Below are 19,480 nucleotides of genomic sequence, written 5' to 3'. Positions count from 1 at the left end.
AATGATCTTCACCCAGGAACACGAAGCACTGCGTCGCACCGTCCGCCAATTCGTCGAGCACGAGATCAACCCTCATGTCGAAGAATGGGAAAAGGCCGGGCGCTTTCCGATCCATGAGATCTTTCGCAAGGCTGGCGACCTCGGCCTGCTGGGGATCTCGAAACCGGAAAAGTTCGGCGGCATGGGGCTGGACTACAGCTATTCGATCGTCGCTGCCGAAGAGTTCGGCACCATTCATTGCGGTGGTATTCCGATGTCCATCGGCGTGCAGACTGACATGTGCACCCCGGCACTGGCCCGCTTTGGCTCCGATGACTTGCGCGAAGAATTTCTGCGACCGGCCATCAGCGGCGAGCAGGTCGGCTGCATCGGCGTCTCCGAAGTCGGGGCCGGTTCCGACGTCGCCGGACTGAAAACCACCGCGCGAAAGGACGGCGACGACTATGTGATCAATGGCAGCAAGATGTGGATCACCAACTCGCCAAGCGCCGATTTCATCTGCCTGCTGGCCAACACCTCGGACGACAAACCGCACATCAACAAGTCGCTGATCATGGTGCCCATGAACACCCCGGGTATCAGCCTGAGTTCGCACTTGGACAAACTCGGCATGCGCAGCTCGGAAACCGCCCAGGTGTTTTTCGACAACGTACGCGTGCCGCAGCGCAATCGCATCGGCCATGAAGGCGCAGGCTTCATGATGCAGATGCTGCAGTTCCAGGAAGAACGCCTGTTCGGCGCGGCGAACATGATCAAGGGCCTGGAATACTGCGTCGACAGCACCATCGAGTATTGCAAGGAACGCAAGACCTTCGGCAATGCGCTGATCGACAACCAGGTGATCCACTTCCGCCTGGCAGAACTGCAAACCGAAATCGAATGCCTGCGCGCGCTGGTCTATCAGGCCACCGAGCAATACATCAAAGGTCAGGACGTTACGCGCCTGGCGTCCATGGCCAAGCTCAAGGCCGGGCGGCTGGGCCGCGAAGTCAGCGACAGTTGCCTGCAGTATTGGGGCGGCATGGGCTTCATGTGGGACAACCCGGTGGCCCGGGCCTACCGGGACGTGCGCCTGGTGTCGATCGGCGGCGGCGCCGACGAGATCATGCTGGGGATCATCTGCAAACTCATGGGCATCCTGCCGGGGAAAAAGAAATGAACAATCTGCCGGTTTGTCAGACCTTGCTGCTGGAGCTGCACAACGGCGTGCTGCACATCACCCTCAACCGCCCGGAATGCCGCAATGCGATGAGCTTGCAGATGGTCACCGAATTGCGCTCGGTGGTGGCCTCGGTACGCGATAAACCAGGGGTTCGCGCACTGGTGATCGGCGGTGTCGGTGGACATTTCTGTGCCGGTGGCGATATCAAGGACATGGCCAACGCCCGCGCGCAGGGTTCGAACGCACATCGCGATTTGAACCGGGTATTCGGTGCGCTGCTGCAAGAAGTTCAACACGCGCCGCAAGTGGTCATCACGGTGCTGCAAGGCGCAGTGCTCGGCGGTGGCCTCGGCCTGGCCTGCGTCAGCGATATTGCCCTGGCCGACCATCAGGCGCAGTTCGGCATGCCGGAAACCAGCCTGGGTTTGCTGCCGGCGCAGATCGCGCCATTCGTGGTGCAGCGAATCGGCCTGACCCAGGCCCGCCGACTGGCCCTGACAGCGGCCCGTTTCGATGGCACCCAGGCCCGGCGCCTGGGGCTGGTGCATTTTGTCGAACACGACCCGCAAGCTTTGGCCGAGCGTCTGGACGAGGTGTTGGCCCATGTCCTGTGTTGCGCGCCGCAAGCCAATGCGGCGACCAAGAAGCTGTTGCTGGCCAGTGCCGGACAACCGTCCGATGCGCTGCTGGATGAAGCAGCGCAGTGGTTCAGCGAGGCGGTGACGGGGCCTGAAGGTGTCGAAGGGACCATGGCTTTCATGCAGAAACGTAAACCGGGGTGGGCCTCTTAAAAAGCATCGCGAGCAAGCTCGCTCCCACAGGTTTTGTGAACGACAAAAATCCCATGTGGGAGCGAGCCTGCTCGCGATGAGGCCCAAACAGTCATCGCAAATTTTAGAGAGCCACCCCATGCCCGCGATCAAGAAAATCCTCATCGCCAACCGCGGTGAAATCGCCTGCCGCATCCAGCGCACCGCCCAGGCCTTGGGCTACCGCACAGTCGCCGTATTCAGCGATGCCGACGCCGACGCCCTGCATGTACAGATGGCCGACGAAGCGGTCAACATCGGCCCGCCCCCGGTGCAACAGTCCTACCTGAACATCCCGGCGATCATCGACGCCGCCCGCCGCACCGGCGCCGATGCGATCCATCCCGGCTACGGCTTCCTCTCGGAAAACGCCGGCTTCGCCCTCGCCTGCCAGGATGCCGGTCTCACCTTCATCGGCCCAAGCCCTGCAGCCATCAAATTGATGGGCAGCAAGCGCCTGTCGAAAATCGCCATGATCGACGCCGGTGTGCCCTGCATCAAAGGCTATCAAGGCGCCGAACAGGACGATACGACCCTGACCCGCGAAGCCGAACGCATCGGCTATCCGCTGATGATCAAAGCCAGTGCCGGTGGCGGTGGTCGCGGCATGCGCCTGGTGCACGAGGCAAGTGATTTGCTCGAGCAGATTCGTACCGCGCGCTCCGAAGCCCTCAATGGTTTTGGCAGCGCCGAGCTGATCCTCGAGCAGGCCTTGATCGACCCTCGCCATGTCGAGGTCCAGTTGTTTGGCGACCAGCATGGCAACCTGGTCTACCTCGGCGAGCGTGATTGCTCGATCCAGCGCCGCCACCAGAAAGTCATCGAAGAAGCGCCCTGCCCGGTCATGACCGCCGAGTTGCGCCAGGCCATGGGCGAAGCCGCGCTCAAGGCCGGACGTGCCGTCAGTTATGTGGGTGCCGGTACGGTGGAGTTTCTGCTCGATGCCCAAGGACAGTTCTACTTCCTGGAAATGAACACCCGGCTGCAGGTGGAACACCCGGTGACTGAACTGGTTACCGGACTGGACCTGGTGGCCTGGCAACTGCACGTCGCCGAAGGGCATCCCCTGCCGTTGCGCCAGGAGCAGGTACAGCTCAACGGACACGCCATGGAAGTGCGCCTGTATGCCGAAGATCCCGCGCAGGGATTCCTGCCGCAAACCGGGCAAGTCACGGCTTGGGAACCGGGAGTGCAGGACGGCATCCGCATCGATCATGGCCTGATCGAAGGCCAGCACATCAGCCCCTTCTACGACCCCATGCTGGGCAAGATCATCGCTCATGGCGCAACACGCGAAGAGGCACGGCGCAAGTTGCTGCGGGCAGTACAGGACAGTGTATTGCTGGGCTTGCACAGCAATCAGCGTCTACTCACGAGCCTGCTGGAACATCCGCAATTTGCCAGTGGCGAATTCAGCACCGGCTTTATCCCACAGCATTTCGTCGAGCATGAGTGCCTCAACCCGGCTCTACCAAGCGCCGAACAGTTGGCCATCGCCGCCGCGTTTTTTTATCTGGCCTCGGCGCAGACTCATCACACCACGCTGGCCGGCTGGCGCAACAACGCCAGCGTACCGCTGCACTACCGTATCGGTCTTGAAGATCAGGTCTGGCCTGTGGCATTGCATGCGCAGCCCGGCGGGTCGTTGCGGATTCAGGCCGCCAGCCGTCAGCTCGACCTGCAGGTCATCCACGACGATGGACGCCAGGCGACCCTGGAGATCGACGGCATTCGCCAACGCCACCACTACCGTCTGGACGCCGGGCAACTCTGGCTGTTCACCCGCCCTGGCAGCCTGCGCCTGGTGGATCGCACTCAGGCACCGGTCAGCAGCCTGGCCAACGTCAGCTCCGGCACCCTCAAGGCGCCAATGGACGGAGCGATCGTCGACGTGCTCGTGCGCGAAGGCAGCCCGGTCACCAAGGGGCAACTGCTGGTTGTGCTGGAAGCCATGAAAATGGAGCATCCGCTGAAATCAGGTATCGACGGCGTACTCAAACGGCTGCAAGTCCAGGTCGGCGACCAGGTGAAAAACCGTCAGATTCTGCTGGAGGTCGAATAAGCCGCTAGGCGCAACGGCCGGGTTTAGCTACGCTCAACGCCTATAGGACGCGGATACCAGGAACCCTGCGATGCCTCACTGGCTGGTCATTGATCTGGAGGCCACCACCGATGAGGGCGGTTGGCCAATCACAGATATGGAAATCATTGAAATCGGCGCCACTCTGGTCGATCGCAAGGGACGTGAGCTGGATCACTTCCAGCGCTTTGTCCGGCCGCTGCGCCGGCCATTGCTGACCCCGTTTTGCCGCGAGCTGACCCACATCACCCAGGCCAGCATCGATGCCGCACAACCTCTGCGCGAGGTCTGGCCTGCGTTCGAGCGCTGGCTCGGCCAGCATCACACACGCCTTGAAGGCTGGGCCAGTTGGGGCGACTACGATCGCAAACAGCTGCTCCTGGAATGGCAGCGGCTGCAACTGGACAGCGTACTGACCCAGGTGACCCACATGAACCTCAAGCAACGCTTCGCCAAGGCCCGAAGACTGGAACGGCCGCTGGGGCTCAATGGCGCCCTGCAACTGGCCGGTATGCAGTTCAGCGGCCAGCAGCACCGGGCGCTGGAGGATGCGCGCAATACCGCACGCCTGCTGCCGCTGGTTCTTCCGCTTTAGACAGGTGACGGCGCCAAGGGCCTTGTGCATACTGGCCGGCCCTTTTCAGCCCTTTTCGAGGAATCGCCCATGTTTAAAGTCAACGAGTACTTCGACGGCACCGTCAAGTCGATCGCCTTTGGCACCGCAGAAGGTCCGGCGACCATCGGCGTCATGGCTCCGGGCGAATACGAATTCGGCACCAGCCAGCGGGAAATCATGCACGTCGTTAGCGGCGCCCTGACGGTCAAACTGCCGGACAGCAACGGCTGGGAAACCTTCGCCGCCGGCAGCCAGTTCAACGTGCCGGCCAACAGCAAGTTCCAGCTCAAGGTTGCCGTCGATACTGCCTACCTGTGCGAATACCGCGGCTAAACCTGCGGATTTTCACCGCGACAAAAAAATGCCCGCGTTCCTGGACGCGGGCATTTTTCGTTCTACCGGGGACTACTCGAGGATCTCGACCGGCATGCCGACTTCGAGTCGACCATTGCTGTCGTTGACCAGATTCTGGCCGAACATTGCGCCATCCGCCTGGGAACGGTACTTCTGCAAGCTTGCCAGAGGCTCGCGATCATCGCTGCGTTCCCCGGTTTGCGGATCGATCGTGGTCAGGATGCAGCGCGAGCAGGGCTTGACCACCCGGAACTCGACCTCGCCGATGCGAATACGCTTCCAGCCATCTTCGGCGTAGGCTTCGCTGCCTTCGATCACAAGGTTGGGACGGAAACGCAACATCTCCAGGGGACGCCCGACCCGTTGCGACAGCTCCTCCAGGGACGCCTGGCCGATCAGCAACAATGGAAAGCCATCGGCGAATGCCACCTGATCGTCATCCTTGCCGTAGCCAGCCTGGGTCGTGCGCGCACGATCGAGCGGCACCTGCACCAGCCGCGTCGGTTTGCCGATGAACTCGCTGACCCAGGCAGCGGCCTCATCACCCGCATCGGGGACCCGCAAGGTGTCGCGCCAGATCGTCACGCCGCGCAATTGAGCGGCACTGCCGGGCAAGGCAACATTGATCGGCGCATGATCGGGCGCCGCAAGGGTCAGCCCCCCTTGAGCATTCCACAATGCCGACAGCTGGCTCATCTGCGCTACCGCTCGCTGGGTCAGGAAACGTCCGCTGGCCTCGTCCACCAGCATCCAGCGTCGATCGCCGTCCAGCCCCAGTTTGTCGAGACTGATCTGTGCCAGTGTCTCGCCCTTGCCCGATTTCAACGGATAACGATAAAGCGCGCTCAGACGCAGCATGGCCAGCTCCTTGTCAGGCAAAAGCGTCACCCTATACGAGCTTCAGCGGCGAATCAAAGCCTGGATGGCGCCAAAGTCCCCTGTAGGAGGCTAATGCTGTTCACTTAAGCGGGCACACACCTTGTGGCGAGGGGGCTCGCCCCCGTTGGGCCGCGAAGCGTCCCCAAAACCTGCCACCGAGGTGTATCAGGTATACCGCGTGTAGTGGTTTACGACTGCTCCGCAGCCGAACGGGGGCGAGCCCCCTCGCCACAAGTGTGCGCTCCAGCTTAAGTGAACAGCATTATCCTGTAGAAGGCGGGGTTATTAGGCTGGCACTTCGTCGAGTATCAGACGCTGGCGCACTACGTCGACGAGTTTGTCCGGCTGGAACTTGGAGAGGAAATCGTCGCAGCCAACCTTCTTGACCATCGATTCGTTGAAGCTGCCGGACAGGGAGGTGTGCAGCACCACGTACAACCCGCGCAGACGCGGATCATTGCGGATCTCGGTGGTCAGACGATAGCCGTCCATTTCCGGCATTTCCGCATCGGTGAACACCATCAGCAGTTTTTCGGTCATATCGATCCCGCTGTCGGCCCAGGCCTTGAGCCTGTTCAAGGCTTTCAAGCCGTCACTGGCGACATGCATCTTCACCCCGAGCTGACCCAGGGTGTCACGCAGTTGCGACAAGGCCACATTCGAGTCATCGACCAGCAGCACTTCGCGGCCACGGGCACGTTCCAGCACCGGGTCGTCGAGCTTTTCCCGGGATACCTTGGCATTGTAGGGGACGATTTCGGCGAGGACTTTTTCCACATCGATGATTTCCACCAGTTGATCATCGACCTTGCTGATAGCCGTCAGGTAATGCTGGCGACCAGCACTGGTGGGTGGCGGCAGGATGGCCTCCCAGTTCATATTGACGATGCGGTCCACGCCCCCGACCAGGAATGCCTGCACGGAGCGGTTGTATTCGGTGACAATAATCGTGCTGCCAGGCCCCGGAACCAATGGACGCATGCCGATGGCCTGGGACAAATCGATGACCGGCAGAGTCTGGCCACGCAGGTTGACCACACCGCAAACGAAAGGGTGACGCTGCGGCATCAGGGTCAACTTCGGCAGCTGCAAGACTTCCTGCACTTTAAAGACGTTGATCGCGAATAATTGCCGTCCGGCGAGCCTGAACATGAGAATTTCCAGGCGATTCTCACCCACCAGTTGCGTGCGTTGGTCTACCGTGTCGAGAATGCCAGCCATCAATGGGCTCCTGGTCTTGTTCGGGTGAATTCACTAAAGATGGTTATCGGCTGTTATCACCGAAGCTTGATCCGCTCTAAAATGCCACGCGCAAGCACTGATGTCACTTTGACATCATGCTTTACTAGCGGCACATTTCATTGGCTGCCCCCGTCGCGCGACCACCGATTACTCGACAGGTTCCGCTGCGTAGGGGATTCCCCTAGCCACAATCAGTTACAACCTGATATTCGCAATATCCAATTGCCATTAATGTGACGCCATTCTCATTGCATGAACGGAGTCAGGCTTTTGTGTGCGATCGCAGCTAATTGGCCTAGCACCCTCTTGTGTTCCCCTGCCCGCTCCATGGCTGGCGGCAGCTCGTTGCCTGGTCTGACTGACAACGGCGAGGTCCCGACCGTCCTCCTCGACACACACGACATCCCCTCATTTGACATGACGTTGTGGAGGTAAGTATGCCGAACGAACGTACACAGTGGGCTCAGCGGCTCCCGGAGTTTCTCGTCGAGGCTGAAACACTCCTGGCTAAAACCGAAGAATGCCTCAGCCACCTGCAATTGATCAGCAACGACAGGGACGCCATCGACTGCATGCTCAACACCCTCCTGAAGCTGGCCAACAAGGCTGATGCCTTGGCGTTGGCAGCCGTTTCGGAGTTTTCCCTGCACATCCATGACCTGCTCAACCACGCCCAGAATCACATTAACCTGCATGACGAAGCGCTGAGCGCCCTGAAAGACTGCCTGACCCTGATTGCCTGGCAGCTCGAACTCATTGACCAGACCACTGGCCAGTTGAGTCTGGACGACAGTGAACAGGTGACCCTGATCGAAGCGTTTGCCGTTCAGGTGGGACAAAGCGGGTTTCAACCGATCAACACCAGACCGCTCGCCCTCGTTTCCTACTCGGAACTGCATGCCTGAACAAACCCGGCTACGCCATGGTTGTGTATCCGGGACGTCGCAATTGCTATGAAACTCGCGTTCGAACATGTCGCAATTGGATACTTCATATTTATGAACGACATGTGTGAACAAACAACTATTGCTTTCGGTAGTTGCGTGTCCATCAACGTCCAGGGTTCAGCCTGGCAGCAACTACTAAAGACCGCAAATAGCCAACCAGCTCATCACACAGTCATGCGTTCCATTTTGGAACCGGCATCCAGGCCAGCCAAAAGCCTGACTATCTGAACAACTATCCCACCGCGACCGACGGTATCTTAAGTGCTATTATGGCGCTTATTAGTTGACGCCAATTATTAGCAGTGTGAATTCAGGCCAGCACAGCCCAAACCAGGTTCATGGCTGATTTGCTGCCGAAAAAGTGTGCCCCGTTGAAGTCGACGCTCCACCTAACAAAAACAGAGACCGTCAATCAGCATGACCGGTCTGCCCGTCAGCGAACACCCAATGGCTCCAACCGCTATGCACGCCAGCCTCAAGTCAATCACCATGCGGCCGCCCAGCCGGGAAAATGCGTGCAGGCTCACGCTTTTTCTATGCATCTGCTCGAGCCTCGGCAGCCTGCTGATCTACATTCGGTCATTGGAGTTGCCCCTCGGGCTTCTGTCGCTCGACATTGCCGCCTTGGGCGGTGTCTGGGTGCAATACCTGCTTTCGCGCAAGTCGATCAAGTTTGAGCCGCAAGAACTGGCCGACCGGCTGCTGCAAGTTCAGGAAAACGAACGTCACCGATTGAGCCGCGAACTGCATGACGATATTGGCCAACTACTGACAGCGGCAAAGCTGCAAAGCGAATGGCTCAAACGCCGGATGCCCGAGGACCTTCAGGGGCAATGCTCGCTTCTGTGCGAGACGCTGGAGGAAACACTGGCCAAAGTTCGCGATGTATCGGCCATTCTCAATCCCCGCCAGTTGGCCAGCCTGGGCCTGGAAGCCAGTCTGCGCGCACATCTGCTCAAGACCCTGGCCAATACGCCAGTGCACTGGAGTCTGGAGTGCCAGCAGCGCTTGACCGGTATACCGGAAGAAATGGCCGTCGCTGCTTTCCGGATCACCCAGGAAGCGGTTACCAATATCCTGCGACACGCCGAGGCGAAAAACCTGCTGGTCTGTCTGCAGCGCCTGCCACAAGGCCTGAAGTTACAAATCAGCGACGATGGTCAAGGCTTTGCACCTGCCATCGACCCAGGCCGTGAGGGACAACGCGGGATGGCCGGGATGACGGAAAGGATTGATCAACTGGGCGGCACGCTGACCGTTATCAGCGAGCCCGGCAAAGGCACTCAGATCGAAGCTCTATTTCCCTGGGCGCCTCGTGCGCTCGAACGGGCCAGTCCGAATAAGGTTATGCATTGACTTGTAATTTACTTCTGGTGGATGACCACTCGCTGATCAGGGCTGGCGTGCGTGCCCTGGTAATGGATCTTCCCGGCTATGCGGTCATCGGCGAAGCCAATGACGGCGCGCAACTGCTCGAAATGGTCGAACAGTTGTCCCCGGATATCGTGCTGCTGGATATCTCCATGCGCCAGACCGGTGGCCTTGAAGCACTGCTACAGCTCAAACGAATCTGCCCGCAGAGCAAGGTGCTGATCCTTTCGATGCATACCGATCCCGCGATCATCATGCAGGCACTGGAGTCCGGAGCCCATGGCTACCTGTTAAAGGACACGACGGCCACCGAACTCGAGCACGCGCTGGAGGCCCTGCGCAACAACGAGCGCTATCTGAGCCCGGCCATCGCCCATACCGTCATCAATCAGGCGTTGATCCGCAATCAGAAACACCCGCCGCAGGCCGCCGACTCGCACAATCTGACGGCGCGCCAGCTGGAAATCCTGCGCCTGATTGTCCGCGGCAAATCCACCCGGGAAATTGCCAGCGGACTGTACCTGAGCGTCAAGACCGTCGAAACCCACCGTTCACAGATCATGAAACGCCTGCAGATTTTCGATGTCGCCGGGTTGGTACTTTTCGCAGTACGCGAACAGATCATCAGTCTGGACGACTAGTCGGCCTCACCCGTACTCAACAACGGCGAGCGCTCGGGCAGATGCACGAGCAGCGCCGCCGGCCGCACCGCAAACCTCAGGCTGTCGCCCTCCAGCGGTTCGCCATCAAGATTGATGAAAAGCCCCTCCGACACCTTGATTTCAACCCATGGCAACCGGGCGCGTACAAACATGCTGTCGATGCCAAAACCTTCGGAAAGCAGATTTTTCAAGGTGCCGACGACTTCCTGCGGCGCAGGCAGGATACTGATATCGAGCAACCCGTCATCCACCAGCGCCTGCGGGCACAACACCCGCCCTCCGCCAGCCTGGCGCCCGTTGCCGATGCCGAGCGCGAGCAGATCGCCGCTCCAGTGGAAATCCGGCCCCTGCAGCTCACCATAAGCGGCATGCAACTCAGCGAAGCGTGAAAGACCGGTAAACAGATAGGCCGCGCCGCCGAGGACTTTCTTCAAGTCTTCGGAAGTGTTCGCCGTGACCAGACTGCCAAAGCCACCTGTGGCCATGTTCAGGAAGATCTGCCCGCCCACCTCCCCAAGGTCGATGGCAGTGGGCGCGGTGTCCATAAGTTCCAGGGCCTGATCGGGCTCCAGGGGCACCCCCGCTGCGCGCGCGAAATCATTGGCAGTGCCCAGAGGCATCAGCACCAGGCTGGCCTTGGTCGATTGCGACGCCATGGCCTCGGCGATATCGCGCAGAGTGCCATCACCGCCACCGGCAATGATCTGTCGATATCCGCCAGCCAAGGCCTCCTCGACCAGCCTTTGCGCGTCCCCGGCCTCCCAGGTCAATCGAACGGCCACCTCCCAACCTTGCTCACGCTTGCTTTCGACCGCCTCACGAACCGCGTCGTTGAGCGCCTGCTTGCCATGCAGAATCAATAAGGCCTTGCGCTCGCTCATCATTGTCGCTCCCGGTTTGAAGGGCATCCGGAGAATGTTGACCACGAAGCGCCCTATAAAAGTTGCAAAAAAAACCAATAATTTGCGTTTGGGTAAATGTGGAAATATGGATGTCGAGATTTTTCTTACAAAACGTGAGGAATCGGCTCAATTGACCACAAATCGGGATTAGTACACTTTGGGCCCAAGGTTTTAGTCATCAGCAAAATCAATACAAGGATGTGCAATGCAAAACCAAACCAACAGGTCACCGGTGATGCAAGTTTTAACACCTGCAGAAAAACGCCCCGACCATCACGACCAGCCCGGCAACAATGTGAAAGCCATCGAAGAAACAGCGCTGGAGCCTCGCATCGCTGAACTGGAAACTCGACTCAGATACATATCCAGAGATGTGGATGAGTTCCATGACGACGTCAAGTCAATCAAATACAGGCTGGCCTATTCCGCTGGCGGAACCGCCGTTGTTCTCGGGCTCCTTGGCTGGATCGCCAATAGCCGATTCGAGCAGATCATTTCATTGATCCTGAGTCATTGAGCGACCAGAAACGCTAAACCCGGTTCAATCACCGGGCTTGCGTGAAAAGGCGGCGGCCGCCATCAGTTGAGGACTTCACTCAGTGGAATGAAGTTGACGATATCGCCCTGCACCAGCGTGCGATCCTCAAGTACTTCAACCAGACCGTCCGCCCAGGCGGCACTGCGCAGTACGCCGGAGCTCTGGTTTTTGTAGATGATTGCCTGACCGTTTTCCATGCGCCCGCGTAAATACTCCCGTCGATTGCCGGGAATCGGCCAGTCAAAGCCTGCCGGCACTCGCACCTTGAGCGGTTCGGTGTCGTTTACGCCTTGGCGGCGCAGGAGATAGGGTCTGGCCAACAAGGCAAAAGTCACCAGCGTCGATGCCGGATTGCCCGGCAACCCAATCACCGGTACGCCACGAAAATGCCCGAATGTCAGTGGTTTCCCCGGTTTGATGGCAAGCTTCCACAGAGACAACTCCCCCTCCTCGCGCAAGGCGATGCCGAGAAAATCCGCCTCACCTACCGATACGCCACCGGTCGAGAGAATCAGGTCGACGTCCTGCATTTCACCCAGTCGGGTACGGGTGGTTTGCAGATCGTCCGGAAGAATTCCCGCATCGACGACTTCACAACCCAGGCGCTGCAACCAACTGCAGAGCAACACTCGATTGCTGTTGTAAATCTGCCCAGGCCCCAACGCCTGTCCCGGTTCGATCAATTCATCTCCGGTGGACAACACCGCAACGCGCACTTTGCGAACCACTTCCAGCCCGGCACATCCCAGGGAAGCGGCCAACCCCTGCTCGATGGGCCCCAGACGCGTGCCAGCCGGCAGCACCAGCTCACCGACGGTAATTTCCTGGCCTTGGGGGCGAATGTTCTGGCCCGGTTTCATGGCCTGGATGAAACGCACTCGCCGATCCGCCTGGGCCTCGGCGTTTTCCTGCATCTCGACGCAGTCGGCACCGGCGGGAACCGGTGCACCGGTAAAGATTCGCGCGCAGGTTCCGGGCTGCAAGGGTTCGGGAGCCTGCCCGGCAAAGATCTTCTGACTGACCACCAGTGGCTCGCCAGCCCAGTCGGCCGTGCGCAAGGCGTAACCATCCATGGCGCTGTTGGGCCACGGCGGCAGATCAAGCGTCGACACCAGGTCTTGCGCCAGCACACGTCCTTGAACCTGAGCCAACGGCAAATGCTCACGCTCGACAATTGGCGTGTCATCGGCCATTTCGAGCAAGCGTGCCAAGGCCACCTCGACCGGCATCAGGCTGCCGGTCTTGCCTGGCTTACCCACGGGATTCACAGGCTGACGCCTGCTTCAAGTGCGGTACGAAATTGCATGGGCGATGCCGCGCATCCAGCTGTTCGGCAAGTATGCCGTCCCAACCGGTGCGTACTGCATTGGTCGACCCCGGCAGGCAGCACACCAGCGTGCCATTGGCCAGGCCAGCCAATGCTCGCGACTGAACGGTCGAGGTGCCGATGTCCGCCACCGATATCTGGCGGAACAGCTCGCCAAAGCCATCGACCTGCTTGTCCAGCAGGCAACTGACCGCTTCCGGTGTGCTGTCACGCCCGGTAAAGCCGGTGCCACCGGTGATCAACACCACTTGCACAACATCATCGGCGATCCAGGTGGCAACTTGCGCACGGATCTTGTACAGGTCATCTTTAAGTATCACCCGGGCAGCCAGGTTATGACCGGCAGCGACCAGCCGATCGACAAAGACCTGGCCCGAGGTATCGGTTTCCAGTGTGCGGGTATCACTGACAGTCAGCACCGCGATGTTGAGCGGTGCGAAAGGTACATCAGCCTTGGCTTTCATAGGCTCGTCCAGTTGTAGGAGAAACAGCCCGGTGTTATATCACAGCGCCCCGTTTTTTCGCCGCCTGCGTGGAGACTTGCAATGACCACCCGTACGAATTTATTGCCTTGTTCCATTTTGCTCCTGGCGGGCGGTCGTGGCCAACGCATGGGCGGCCAGGACAAGGGGCTACTGGACTGGCAGGGCGAACCGCTGATTGCACATCTGCATCGTCAGACCCGCCCTCTGACGGATGACCTGATCATTTCCTGCAACCGAAACCCGCAGCGGTACGCAGCCTATGCCGATCAGTTGGTCCATGACGATGAAGGTGACTTTCCGGGGCCGCTGGCCGGTATTCGCGCGGGCCTCAAAGCCGCGCGTCATCCCCATCTGCTGGTGCTGCCCTGCGATGTACCGCGTGTCGATGCGGCGCTGCTGACCAGCATGCGCGAATCCGCCGGCCAACACCCGGACCAGCCGCTGATGCTTCGCCATGACGAACACTGGGAGCCGCTGCTGTGTGTGATACCTGTAGCGTTGCGGGCTGAATTCGACAAAGCCTGGAATGAGGGTGAGCGCAGCCCCGGCCGACTGATGCGCAAGCTCGGTGCGACCGCCTTGACATGCCCCGACAACGATCCGCGCCTGGCCAACCTCAACACGCCGCAGCTGTTGAGCACTCACCACACTGTGTCAAACTGATACCCAAGGAACTTGCTGGCGCTGTATACGTCTCAAGTTCAGTAACCAAAGAATTCATATTCGGAGACACACTCATGACACAACGGACCCTCGCCACTTTCATGCTTGCACTGGGCCTCGCCACCCTCGCCGGTTGCGCATCGCCAACAGTGATCACCTTGAATGACGGTCGCGAAATCCAGGCAGTCGACACCCCGGACTTCGACCAGGATTCCGGTTTCTACGAGTTCGAACAGCTCGATGGCAAGCAGACGCGCATCAACAAGGATCAGGTTCGTACCGTTAAGGAGCTGTAATTCCTACGAGACACCGGATACAGAAAAGCCCGCTGAATGCGGGCTTTTTCATGGCTGGAGAAAGCAGATCGTCCAGGGTTGATGATCACCATTGCAAGGTGATTTCGCTCTCGAACTGCCTTTCCTGACCTGTTACCGGGTCGATAAACTTCAGCCCCTGGGCCAGCAGCTTCAAAGGATTGGCGTAGTCATCTTCTGCATCCTTGAGTACCACAGGGTAAAACGGATCGTTGCAGATACCGGCCCCCAATGCCGACATGTGCACCCGCAGCTGATGCTTCTTGCCCGTCACCGGGTAAAGCCCATAGCGCCACAGATCTCCGTGCGTTTCCTTGACCTCGACAGCCGTCTCGGTGTTGCTCGCACCCGGGCCTTCCTGCATGCGGAAGAAAGGCTCGCCATCGATGAGGCGGCTTTTGTGAACCAGCGGAAACGAGTGTTGAGGCAAGGCCCGGGCGATGGCCTCATAGCGTTTTTCGATCTGCCGGGTCGGGAACAACGACTGATAAGCCGAACGACTCTGGGGGTTGGCGGAAAACAGCACCAGGCCTGCGGTGTGCCGGTCAATGCGATGCAGCGGTACCAGATGCGGGTTGTCCAATCGACGGATCAAGCGTCTTAGCAGAGTCTGTTCAACGTATTCACCTGCCGGTGTCACCGGAAGGAAATGCGGCTTGTCGGCCACCACCAAGTGCTCGTCCGCATACAGAATCGACTCGATCACCGGGATCGGTTTTTCGTCCGGCACTTCGCGAAAATAGTGAATCCGCAAACCTTCCTTGTAGGCGAGATCCAGGGCGATTGGCTGGCCGTGCCCATCGAGGACACGACCACGAGCGATTCTATCCAGCCACTGTTCACGGCCAATGGCGCTGAAGTGCTCGCACAGGCATTCGAGAACGGTCAACCAAGGCCCCGGTGGCAAATACAACGTGCTGGCCTGACTGTTTGCCGCGCAAAATGATGAAGTGGACATACGACGCTCTAACCCTCAATGCTGAGCGCCATTATCCAGCAGCGGCGTGAACGAGCCTAGAAGATAATCCTCAGGCCGAAATCTGCGTGCGCGCCGCCGCTTCGGTGTATTCCTTGAGCCAGCGCAACACATCGACCGCTTCCCAGCGAGCCGGGTCGTACAATGCATACAACAGACCCTGATAGCCCACGACGTCCAGTTGCCGGTGATAGCCAGCCCGCTGAAACAGGGCCTCGATCTCTGCGAAGCAGGTATTGAAATGGGTTTTGTTGAAGGGCGTCTTACCCTCGGTCACCAGGCCATCCAGACGCAACTCATGGACCGCCTCGCTGACCACGTCCGCAGACATCCGGTTCACGCTGTTCTTCAACTGTTCGACATTGACCACGACTGATCCCTCTCTCGCCCGGCCTTGCCTGCGCATTCCTGACGATCAGGAGCGGCAAACCGGGTATTGCGAATAACTGTATGCGCATACAGTATCCGAACAACACCGGTTAAGCCAAGGGTATCGATCATAAAGTTCGACAGACGGGAGCACCGCCAGCGCATTGCTCAGAGCAGGAATGCCACCAGCTCATCGGCACTGAACGGCCAGCCCAGCTCTGCACCGGTATCAACCCGTCGCAGCACAGGAATGCGCAGGCTATAAGCCTCAAACCAGGTTTCGTCGTCAGCGATATCCACCAGTTCCACCAGCAGGCCGCGCTCGACGAACTCCATCAGCATGGCTTCGGCGACTTCACACAGATGGCAACCAAGGGTGCCGAACAACTGACATTCAGGAAGCATGAGCGCTCAACCAGAAAATTGAGTGACTATTCTAGGCCTGCCCCGAAAAACCGTCGAGCGGTTGAATACTCCCTGCGCCACCATCAAAGGGTCGGGGCGAACAGAGATATCCTGACGCACATCAGTTGCCACTGCCGTCATTTACCGGATGCTCAGGGTTTATTTGCCTCTACGCTTGTAGAGCAGACTTATTCACCGGGGTGATTAGTGTTCAGCAATCTATTGATCATCTTTGCCTCTTCCCTGGTGGTCATCGCCCTGTTCCAGCGGCTTCGACTGCCACCGGTACTGGGCTATCTATGCGTGGGGATGCTGATCGGGCCGGCCGCCTTCAACTGGGTCAATAGAAGCGAAGAGCTGCCGGACCTCGCAGAGCTGGGCGTAGTGTTTCTGTTGTTCTCGCTCGGACTGGAGTTTTCCCTGTCGAAAATGCTCGCAATGCGCCGGCTGGTGTTGGGTCTTGGCAGCCTGCAGATGCTGGTCTCGGCGCTTGTGCTGGGCGGATTACTGATGTTGCTCGGCATTCCTTCCACACCTGCCATGCTGCTCGGCGCCGGCCTGGCGCTGTCCTCTACCGCCATTGTCAGCAAGGAACTGGGCAGCCTCGGCGAAATCTTCAGCAGCCATGGCCAGAATGCCATCGCTGTACTGTTGTTTCAGGACATCATGGCGGTGCTGTTGCTGACCCTGGTCCCGGTGTTCGCCGGCAGTAGCGAGCAGCTCTGGTATTGGGCGCTGCCACTGACCCTGGGCAAAACCGTCGTGCTGTTCGTCGGCCTGCTGCTGGCCAGCCGCTGGTTGCTTCCGCGCCTGTTCCATGAAGTGGCGGCAGCCCGCTCACCAGAACTGTTTGTGTTGCTGGCATTGGTGATTGTGCTGTTGACAGCCTCCCTGACTCACTTGCTCGGCCTGTCTGCGGCCCTGGGGGCATTTCTTGCCGGCATGTTGTTGGGTGAAAGTCATTACCGCCATCAGATCGAAGCTGACCTGCGACCGTTCCGCGACATCTTGCTTGGGTTGTTCTTCGTCAGTATCGGCATGTTGATCGACTTGCAGCTGTTTACCAGCCAAGGCCTGCTGATTCTCGCCCTGACTCTGGGCTTGATGTTGATCAAGGGCTGCGTGGTTGCGCTATTGCTCAAGTGGCGCGGCAGCGACAGTGAAACCGCGTGGCGCAGCGGCCTGGCCTTGGCCCAGGGTGGCGAGTTCTGTTTCGCCTTGATGGCGCAGATGCAGCTGCACAAATTGATGCTCGGCGACCTCGGTGGCCCGTTGCTGTCTGCGACATTCTGCTCGATGTTGTTGACTCCGTTGCTACTGCGCGCAGCTCCACATATCGCCGCTCGCCTGCACCATAAATCCAGCGAAGAAACCAAACTCGAGGAAATCAGCGCACTCAGTGCCGGCCTGAACAACCATGTGGTGATCTGTGGCTATGGCCGCGTCGGTCAAGCAATCGGCCGTTTGCTCAACCATGCCCGGCAACCCTACATTGCTCTGGACAATGATCCCGTGCGAATTCAGGAAGCCGCGGTCGCTGAAAAATGCGTGCATTACGGCGACTCCCGACGTCGTGAATTGCTGATTGCCGCAGGACTTGAGAGGGCAAAGTTGCTGGTAATCGCTGTCGACCGCACGGATGTGGCGCTGCTGATACTCAAGCAGGCACGCCGTTGCCATTCGACCGTACCGATCCTTGTGCGCACCCGTGATGACAGTCGCCAGGCCGAACTCAAGGAGGCCGGCGCCAGCGAAGTCGTGCCTGAATTGCTGGAGTCCAGCCTGATGCTCGCCTCCCAGGCATTGATCCTGTTGGGTCTGTCCGACCAGCAGGTGCAAGTTCATGTCGATCAGGTGCGACGCGACCGCTATCGCCTGCTGCATGGCTTCTATCCGGGCGCCACAGATGAAGAGACCTGACTCAATCCTGACTCACGGCGCCGATCTTGTGAATCGACAGGTCCGCGCCGTAATACTCCTCTTCCTGACTCAGGCGTAACCCATGCAACGCCTTGATCACGCCATACACCGCAAAGCCACCGGCCAGCGCCACGCTCACGCCAAGCACAGTGCCCAGCAACTGACTGATCAGGCTGACCCCGCCCAGGCCGCCCAAGGCACTCTGGCCGAAAATCCCGCAGGCTATGCCGCCCCACGCGCCACACAGACCATGCAACGGCCACACACCCAGTACATCGTCGATGTGCCATTTGCCCTGGGCGGCGGTAAAGCACCAGACAAACAGTGCCCCGGCGATGGCCCCTGTGACCAGCGCACCCACCGGGTGCATCAGGTCCGAGCCGGCGCAAATCGCCACCAGCCCTGCCAATGGACCGTTATGCAGAAAGCCGGGGTCATTACGACCGACGATCAATGCAGCCATCGTCCCGCCGACCATGGCCATCAGCGAATTGACCGCCACCAGCCCGCTGACGCCTTGCAGAGTCTGCGCACTCATCACGTTGAAGCCGAACCAGCCGACGATGAGAATCCACGAACCCAGCGCCAGAAACGGAATGCTCGAGGGGGCGAATGCAACCAGGCGGCCGTCGCGATAACGGCCATTGCGCGGCCCAAGCAACAACACCGCCGCCAGTGCCAGCCAGCCGCCCATGGCATGGACCACCACGGAACCTGCAAAGTCATGAAAGCCGGCACCGAAGCGTTCAAGCAACCAGGCTTGCAAGCCGAAGTTGCCGTTCCAGACCATGCCCTCGAAGAATGGATAGATGAAAGCCACGATCAGCACCGTTGCGCACAGCTGCGGGACAAATCGGGCGCGCTCGGCAATGCCCCCGGAAATGATCGCCGGTATTGCCGCGGCAAAGGTCAGCAGAAAGAAAAACTTCACCAGCCCATAGCCATGGTCGGCATTGAGCACGGCGGCCGGTTGCATGAAAGTCACACCATATGAAATCCAATAGCCTATAAAGAAATAGGCCAGGGTCGAAACGGCAAAATCGCTGAGGATTTTCGACAGCGCGTTGACCTGGTTTTTTTGCCGAACCGTTCCGACTTCCAGAAAGGCGAAACCGGCGTGCATGGCGAGCACCATGACCGCACCGATCAGAATGAACAGTGTGTTGGAACTATGGACCAGACTGTCCACAGCACTTTGCAGGTTTTCCATCGGTTGGCAGACCTCAAGGCTGAAAAAAAGCACCAAAGCAGTTCGCGGCAGCGCTCCATGCACTATGTTGCGGCCTCACGCAATCAGGAGGTTCAACCGGTTGAACCGATTTGGCGCACATATGCTGTCCGGGCAAAACGTGGCCCGCACGGGTGTCCGTATTCGGATTCCGGTACTACGGTTTTACTCAAAGCATGCCCGGCAATAGCGCAACGGCGTAGCTGGCGCACCACGAGATAGCAAAAGTTG

The 19,480-nt window shown here is 59.1% G+C and carries 21 protein-coding genes; 12 read left to right on the top strand and 9 right to left on the bottom strand.

Features of this window, described 5'->3' with window-relative positions; genetic code table 11:
• Window position 1 precedes the first annotated feature (1 nt).
• The 5 genes from atuD to ppnP all read left to right on the top strand — a co-directional run bounded on the left by atuD (window position 2) and on the right by ppnP (window position 5,000).
• Window positions 2-1,159, top strand: coding sequence for a citronellyl-CoA dehydrogenase (gene atuD / locus ASE98_RS08800; RefSeq protein ID WP_060540984.1), 1,158 nt, complete (start codon window positions 2-4; stop codon window positions 1,157-1,159).
• Entirely contained in the window at window positions 1,156-1,953 is a 798-nt protein-coding gene (locus ASE98_RS08795) for an enoyl-CoA hydratase/isomerase family protein (RefSeq protein WP_060540983.1), read from the top strand. The genes atuD and ASE98_RS08795 overlap by 4 nt, the downstream gene beginning before the upstream one ends.
• 118 nt (window positions 1,954-2,071) lie before the next feature.
• The gene (locus ASE98_RS08790) at window positions 2,072-4,033 is read left to right on the top strand and encodes an acetyl/propionyl/methylcrotonyl-CoA carboxylase subunit alpha (RefSeq protein ID WP_060540982.1); all 1,962 of its coding nucleotides are present in this window, start codon (window positions 2,072-2,074) and stop codon (window positions 4,031-4,033) included.
• Window positions 4,034-4,103: 70 nt separating this feature from the next.
• The gene (locus tag ASE98_RS08785; RefSeq protein WP_060540981.1) at window positions 4,104-4,646 is read left to right on the top strand and encodes an exonuclease domain-containing protein; all 543 of its coding nucleotides are present in this window, start codon (window positions 4,104-4,106) and stop codon (window positions 4,644-4,646) included.
• A 69-nt stretch (window positions 4,647-4,715) separates the two neighbouring features.
• Window positions 4,716-5,000 (top strand): pyrimidine/purine nucleoside phosphorylase, encoded by a 285-nt coding sequence (gene ppnP / locus ASE98_RS08780; RefSeq protein ID WP_007943304.1) that lies wholly within the window; start codon window positions 4,716-4,718, stop codon window positions 4,998-5,000.
• Between the two features lie 72 nt (window positions 5,001-5,072).
• Here the strand turns inward: ppnP and ASE98_RS08775 are convergent, their stop codons facing one another.
• The gene (locus ASE98_RS08775) at window positions 5,073-5,879 is read right to left on the bottom strand and encodes an MOSC domain-containing protein (RefSeq protein ID WP_060540980.1); all 807 of its coding nucleotides are present in this window, start codon (window positions 5,877-5,879) and stop codon (window positions 5,073-5,075) included.
• A 306-nt stretch (window positions 5,880-6,185) separates the two neighbouring features.
• Window positions 6,186-7,121 carry a chemotaxis protein CheV gene (locus ASE98_RS08770; RefSeq protein WP_060540979.1) on the bottom strand — a complete coding sequence of 312 codons (936 nt, stop codon included), beginning with the start codon at window positions 7,119-7,121 and terminating at the stop codon, window positions 6,186-6,188.
• 458 nt (window positions 7,122-7,579) lie between these two features.
• Between ASE98_RS08770 and ASE98_RS08765 the strand changes: the two genes are divergently transcribed.
• The 3 genes from ASE98_RS08765 to ASE98_RS08755 all read left to right on the top strand — a co-directional run bounded on the left by ASE98_RS08765 (window position 7,580) and on the right by ASE98_RS08755 (window position 10,101).
• Window positions 7,580-8,047 (top strand): hypothetical protein, encoded by a 468-nt coding sequence (locus tag ASE98_RS08765; RefSeq protein WP_060540978.1) that lies wholly within the window; start codon window positions 7,580-7,582, stop codon window positions 8,045-8,047.
• A gap of 504 nt (window positions 8,048-8,551) precedes the next feature.
• Entirely contained in the window at window positions 8,552-9,445 is an 894-nt protein-coding gene (locus ASE98_RS08760) for a sensor histidine kinase (protein WP_060540977.1), read from the top strand.
• The gene (locus ASE98_RS08755; RefSeq protein WP_060540976.1) at window positions 9,442-10,101 is read left to right on the top strand and encodes a response regulator; all 660 of its coding nucleotides are present in this window, start codon (window positions 9,442-9,444) and stop codon (window positions 10,099-10,101) included. The genes ASE98_RS08760 and ASE98_RS08755 overlap by 4 nt, the downstream gene beginning before the upstream one ends.
• Here the strand turns inward: ASE98_RS08755 and yegS are convergent.
• Window positions 10,098-11,003 carry a lipid kinase YegS gene (yegS, locus tag ASE98_RS08750; RefSeq protein ID WP_060540975.1) on the bottom strand — a complete coding sequence of 302 codons (906 nt, stop codon included), beginning with the start codon at window positions 11,001-11,003 and terminating at the stop codon, window positions 10,098-10,100. The genes ASE98_RS08755 and yegS overlap by 4 nt on opposite strands.
• 226 nt (window positions 11,004-11,229) lie before the next feature.
• Between yegS and ASE98_RS27170 the strand changes: the two genes are divergently transcribed.
• Window positions 11,230-11,541 (top strand): hypothetical protein, encoded by a 312-nt coding sequence (locus ASE98_RS27170; protein WP_060540974.1) that lies wholly within the window; start codon window positions 11,230-11,232, stop codon window positions 11,539-11,541.
• Between the two features lie 62 nt (window positions 11,542-11,603).
• Here the strand turns inward: ASE98_RS27170 and ASE98_RS08740 are convergent, their stop codons facing one another.
• Window positions 11,604-12,830, bottom strand: a complete 1,227-nt coding sequence (locus ASE98_RS08740) for a molybdopterin molybdotransferase MoeA (protein ID WP_060540973.1) — start codon at window positions 12,828-12,830, stop codon at window positions 11,604-11,606.
• A complete protein-coding gene (moaB, locus tag ASE98_RS08735; protein ID WP_060540972.1) occupies window positions 12,814-13,353 on the bottom strand; it encodes a molybdenum cofactor biosynthesis protein B in 540 nt (179 codons plus the stop codon). The genes ASE98_RS08740 and moaB overlap by 17 nt, the downstream gene beginning before the upstream one ends.
• Before the next feature lie 81 nt (window positions 13,354-13,434).
• Here moaB and mobA point away from each other — a divergent pair, with 81 nt between their 5' ends.
• Window positions 13,435-14,037, top strand: a complete 603-nt coding sequence (gene mobA / locus ASE98_RS08730) for a molybdenum cofactor guanylyltransferase MobA (protein WP_060540971.1) — start codon at window positions 13,435-13,437, stop codon at window positions 14,035-14,037.
• Window positions 14,038-14,111: 74 nt separating this feature from the next.
• Window positions 14,112-14,333: a YgdI/YgdR family lipoprotein gene (locus ASE98_RS08725; RefSeq protein WP_060540970.1), complete on the top strand. Its 222-nt coding sequence runs from the start codon at window positions 14,112-14,114 to the stop codon at window positions 14,331-14,333.
• An 85-nt stretch (window positions 14,334-14,418) separates the two neighbouring features.
• On the opposite strand, the gene ASE98_RS08720 is transcribed toward ASE98_RS08725, so the two are convergent.
• From ASE98_RS08720 to ASE98_RS08710, 3 genes are all read right to left on the bottom strand, one after another.
• Window positions 14,419-15,309: a pseudouridine synthase gene (locus ASE98_RS08720; RefSeq protein ID WP_060540969.1), complete on the bottom strand. Its 891-nt coding sequence runs from the start codon at window positions 15,307-15,309 to the stop codon at window positions 14,419-14,421.
• A 70-nt stretch (window positions 15,310-15,379) separates the two neighbouring features.
• The gene (locus ASE98_RS08715) at window positions 15,380-15,697 is read right to left on the bottom strand and encodes a hypothetical protein (protein ID WP_060540968.1); all 318 of its coding nucleotides are present in this window, start codon (window positions 15,695-15,697) and stop codon (window positions 15,380-15,382) included.
• A gap of 167 nt (window positions 15,698-15,864) precedes the next feature.
• Complete coding sequence (locus ASE98_RS08710; protein WP_060540967.1) at window positions 15,865-16,101, bottom strand: glutaredoxin family protein; 237 nt, start codon at window positions 16,099-16,101, stop codon at window positions 15,865-15,867.
• Between the two features lie 207 nt (window positions 16,102-16,308).
• On the opposite strand from ASE98_RS08710, the gene ASE98_RS08705 reads away from it, so the two are divergent.
• Window positions 16,309-18,021 carry a cation:proton antiporter gene (locus ASE98_RS08705; RefSeq protein WP_060540966.1) on the top strand — a complete coding sequence of 571 codons (1,713 nt, stop codon included), beginning with the start codon at window positions 16,309-16,311 and terminating at the stop codon, window positions 18,019-18,021.
• Between the two features lies 1 nt (window position 18,022).
• On the opposite strand, the gene ASE98_RS08700 is transcribed toward ASE98_RS08705, so the two are convergent.
• A complete protein-coding gene (locus ASE98_RS08700) occupies window positions 18,023-19,231 on the bottom strand; it encodes an ammonium transporter (protein WP_060540965.1) in 1,209 nt (402 codons plus the stop codon).
• Window positions 19,232-19,480 lie beyond the last annotated feature (249 nt).

The organism is Pseudomonas sp. Leaf48 (assembly GCF_001421885.1).
In the GTDB taxonomy this organism is placed as follows: domain Bacteria; phylum Pseudomonadota; class Gammaproteobacteria; order Pseudomonadales; family Pseudomonadaceae; genus Aquipseudomonas.
This window is presented reverse-complemented; position numbering and strand designations above follow the sequence as displayed.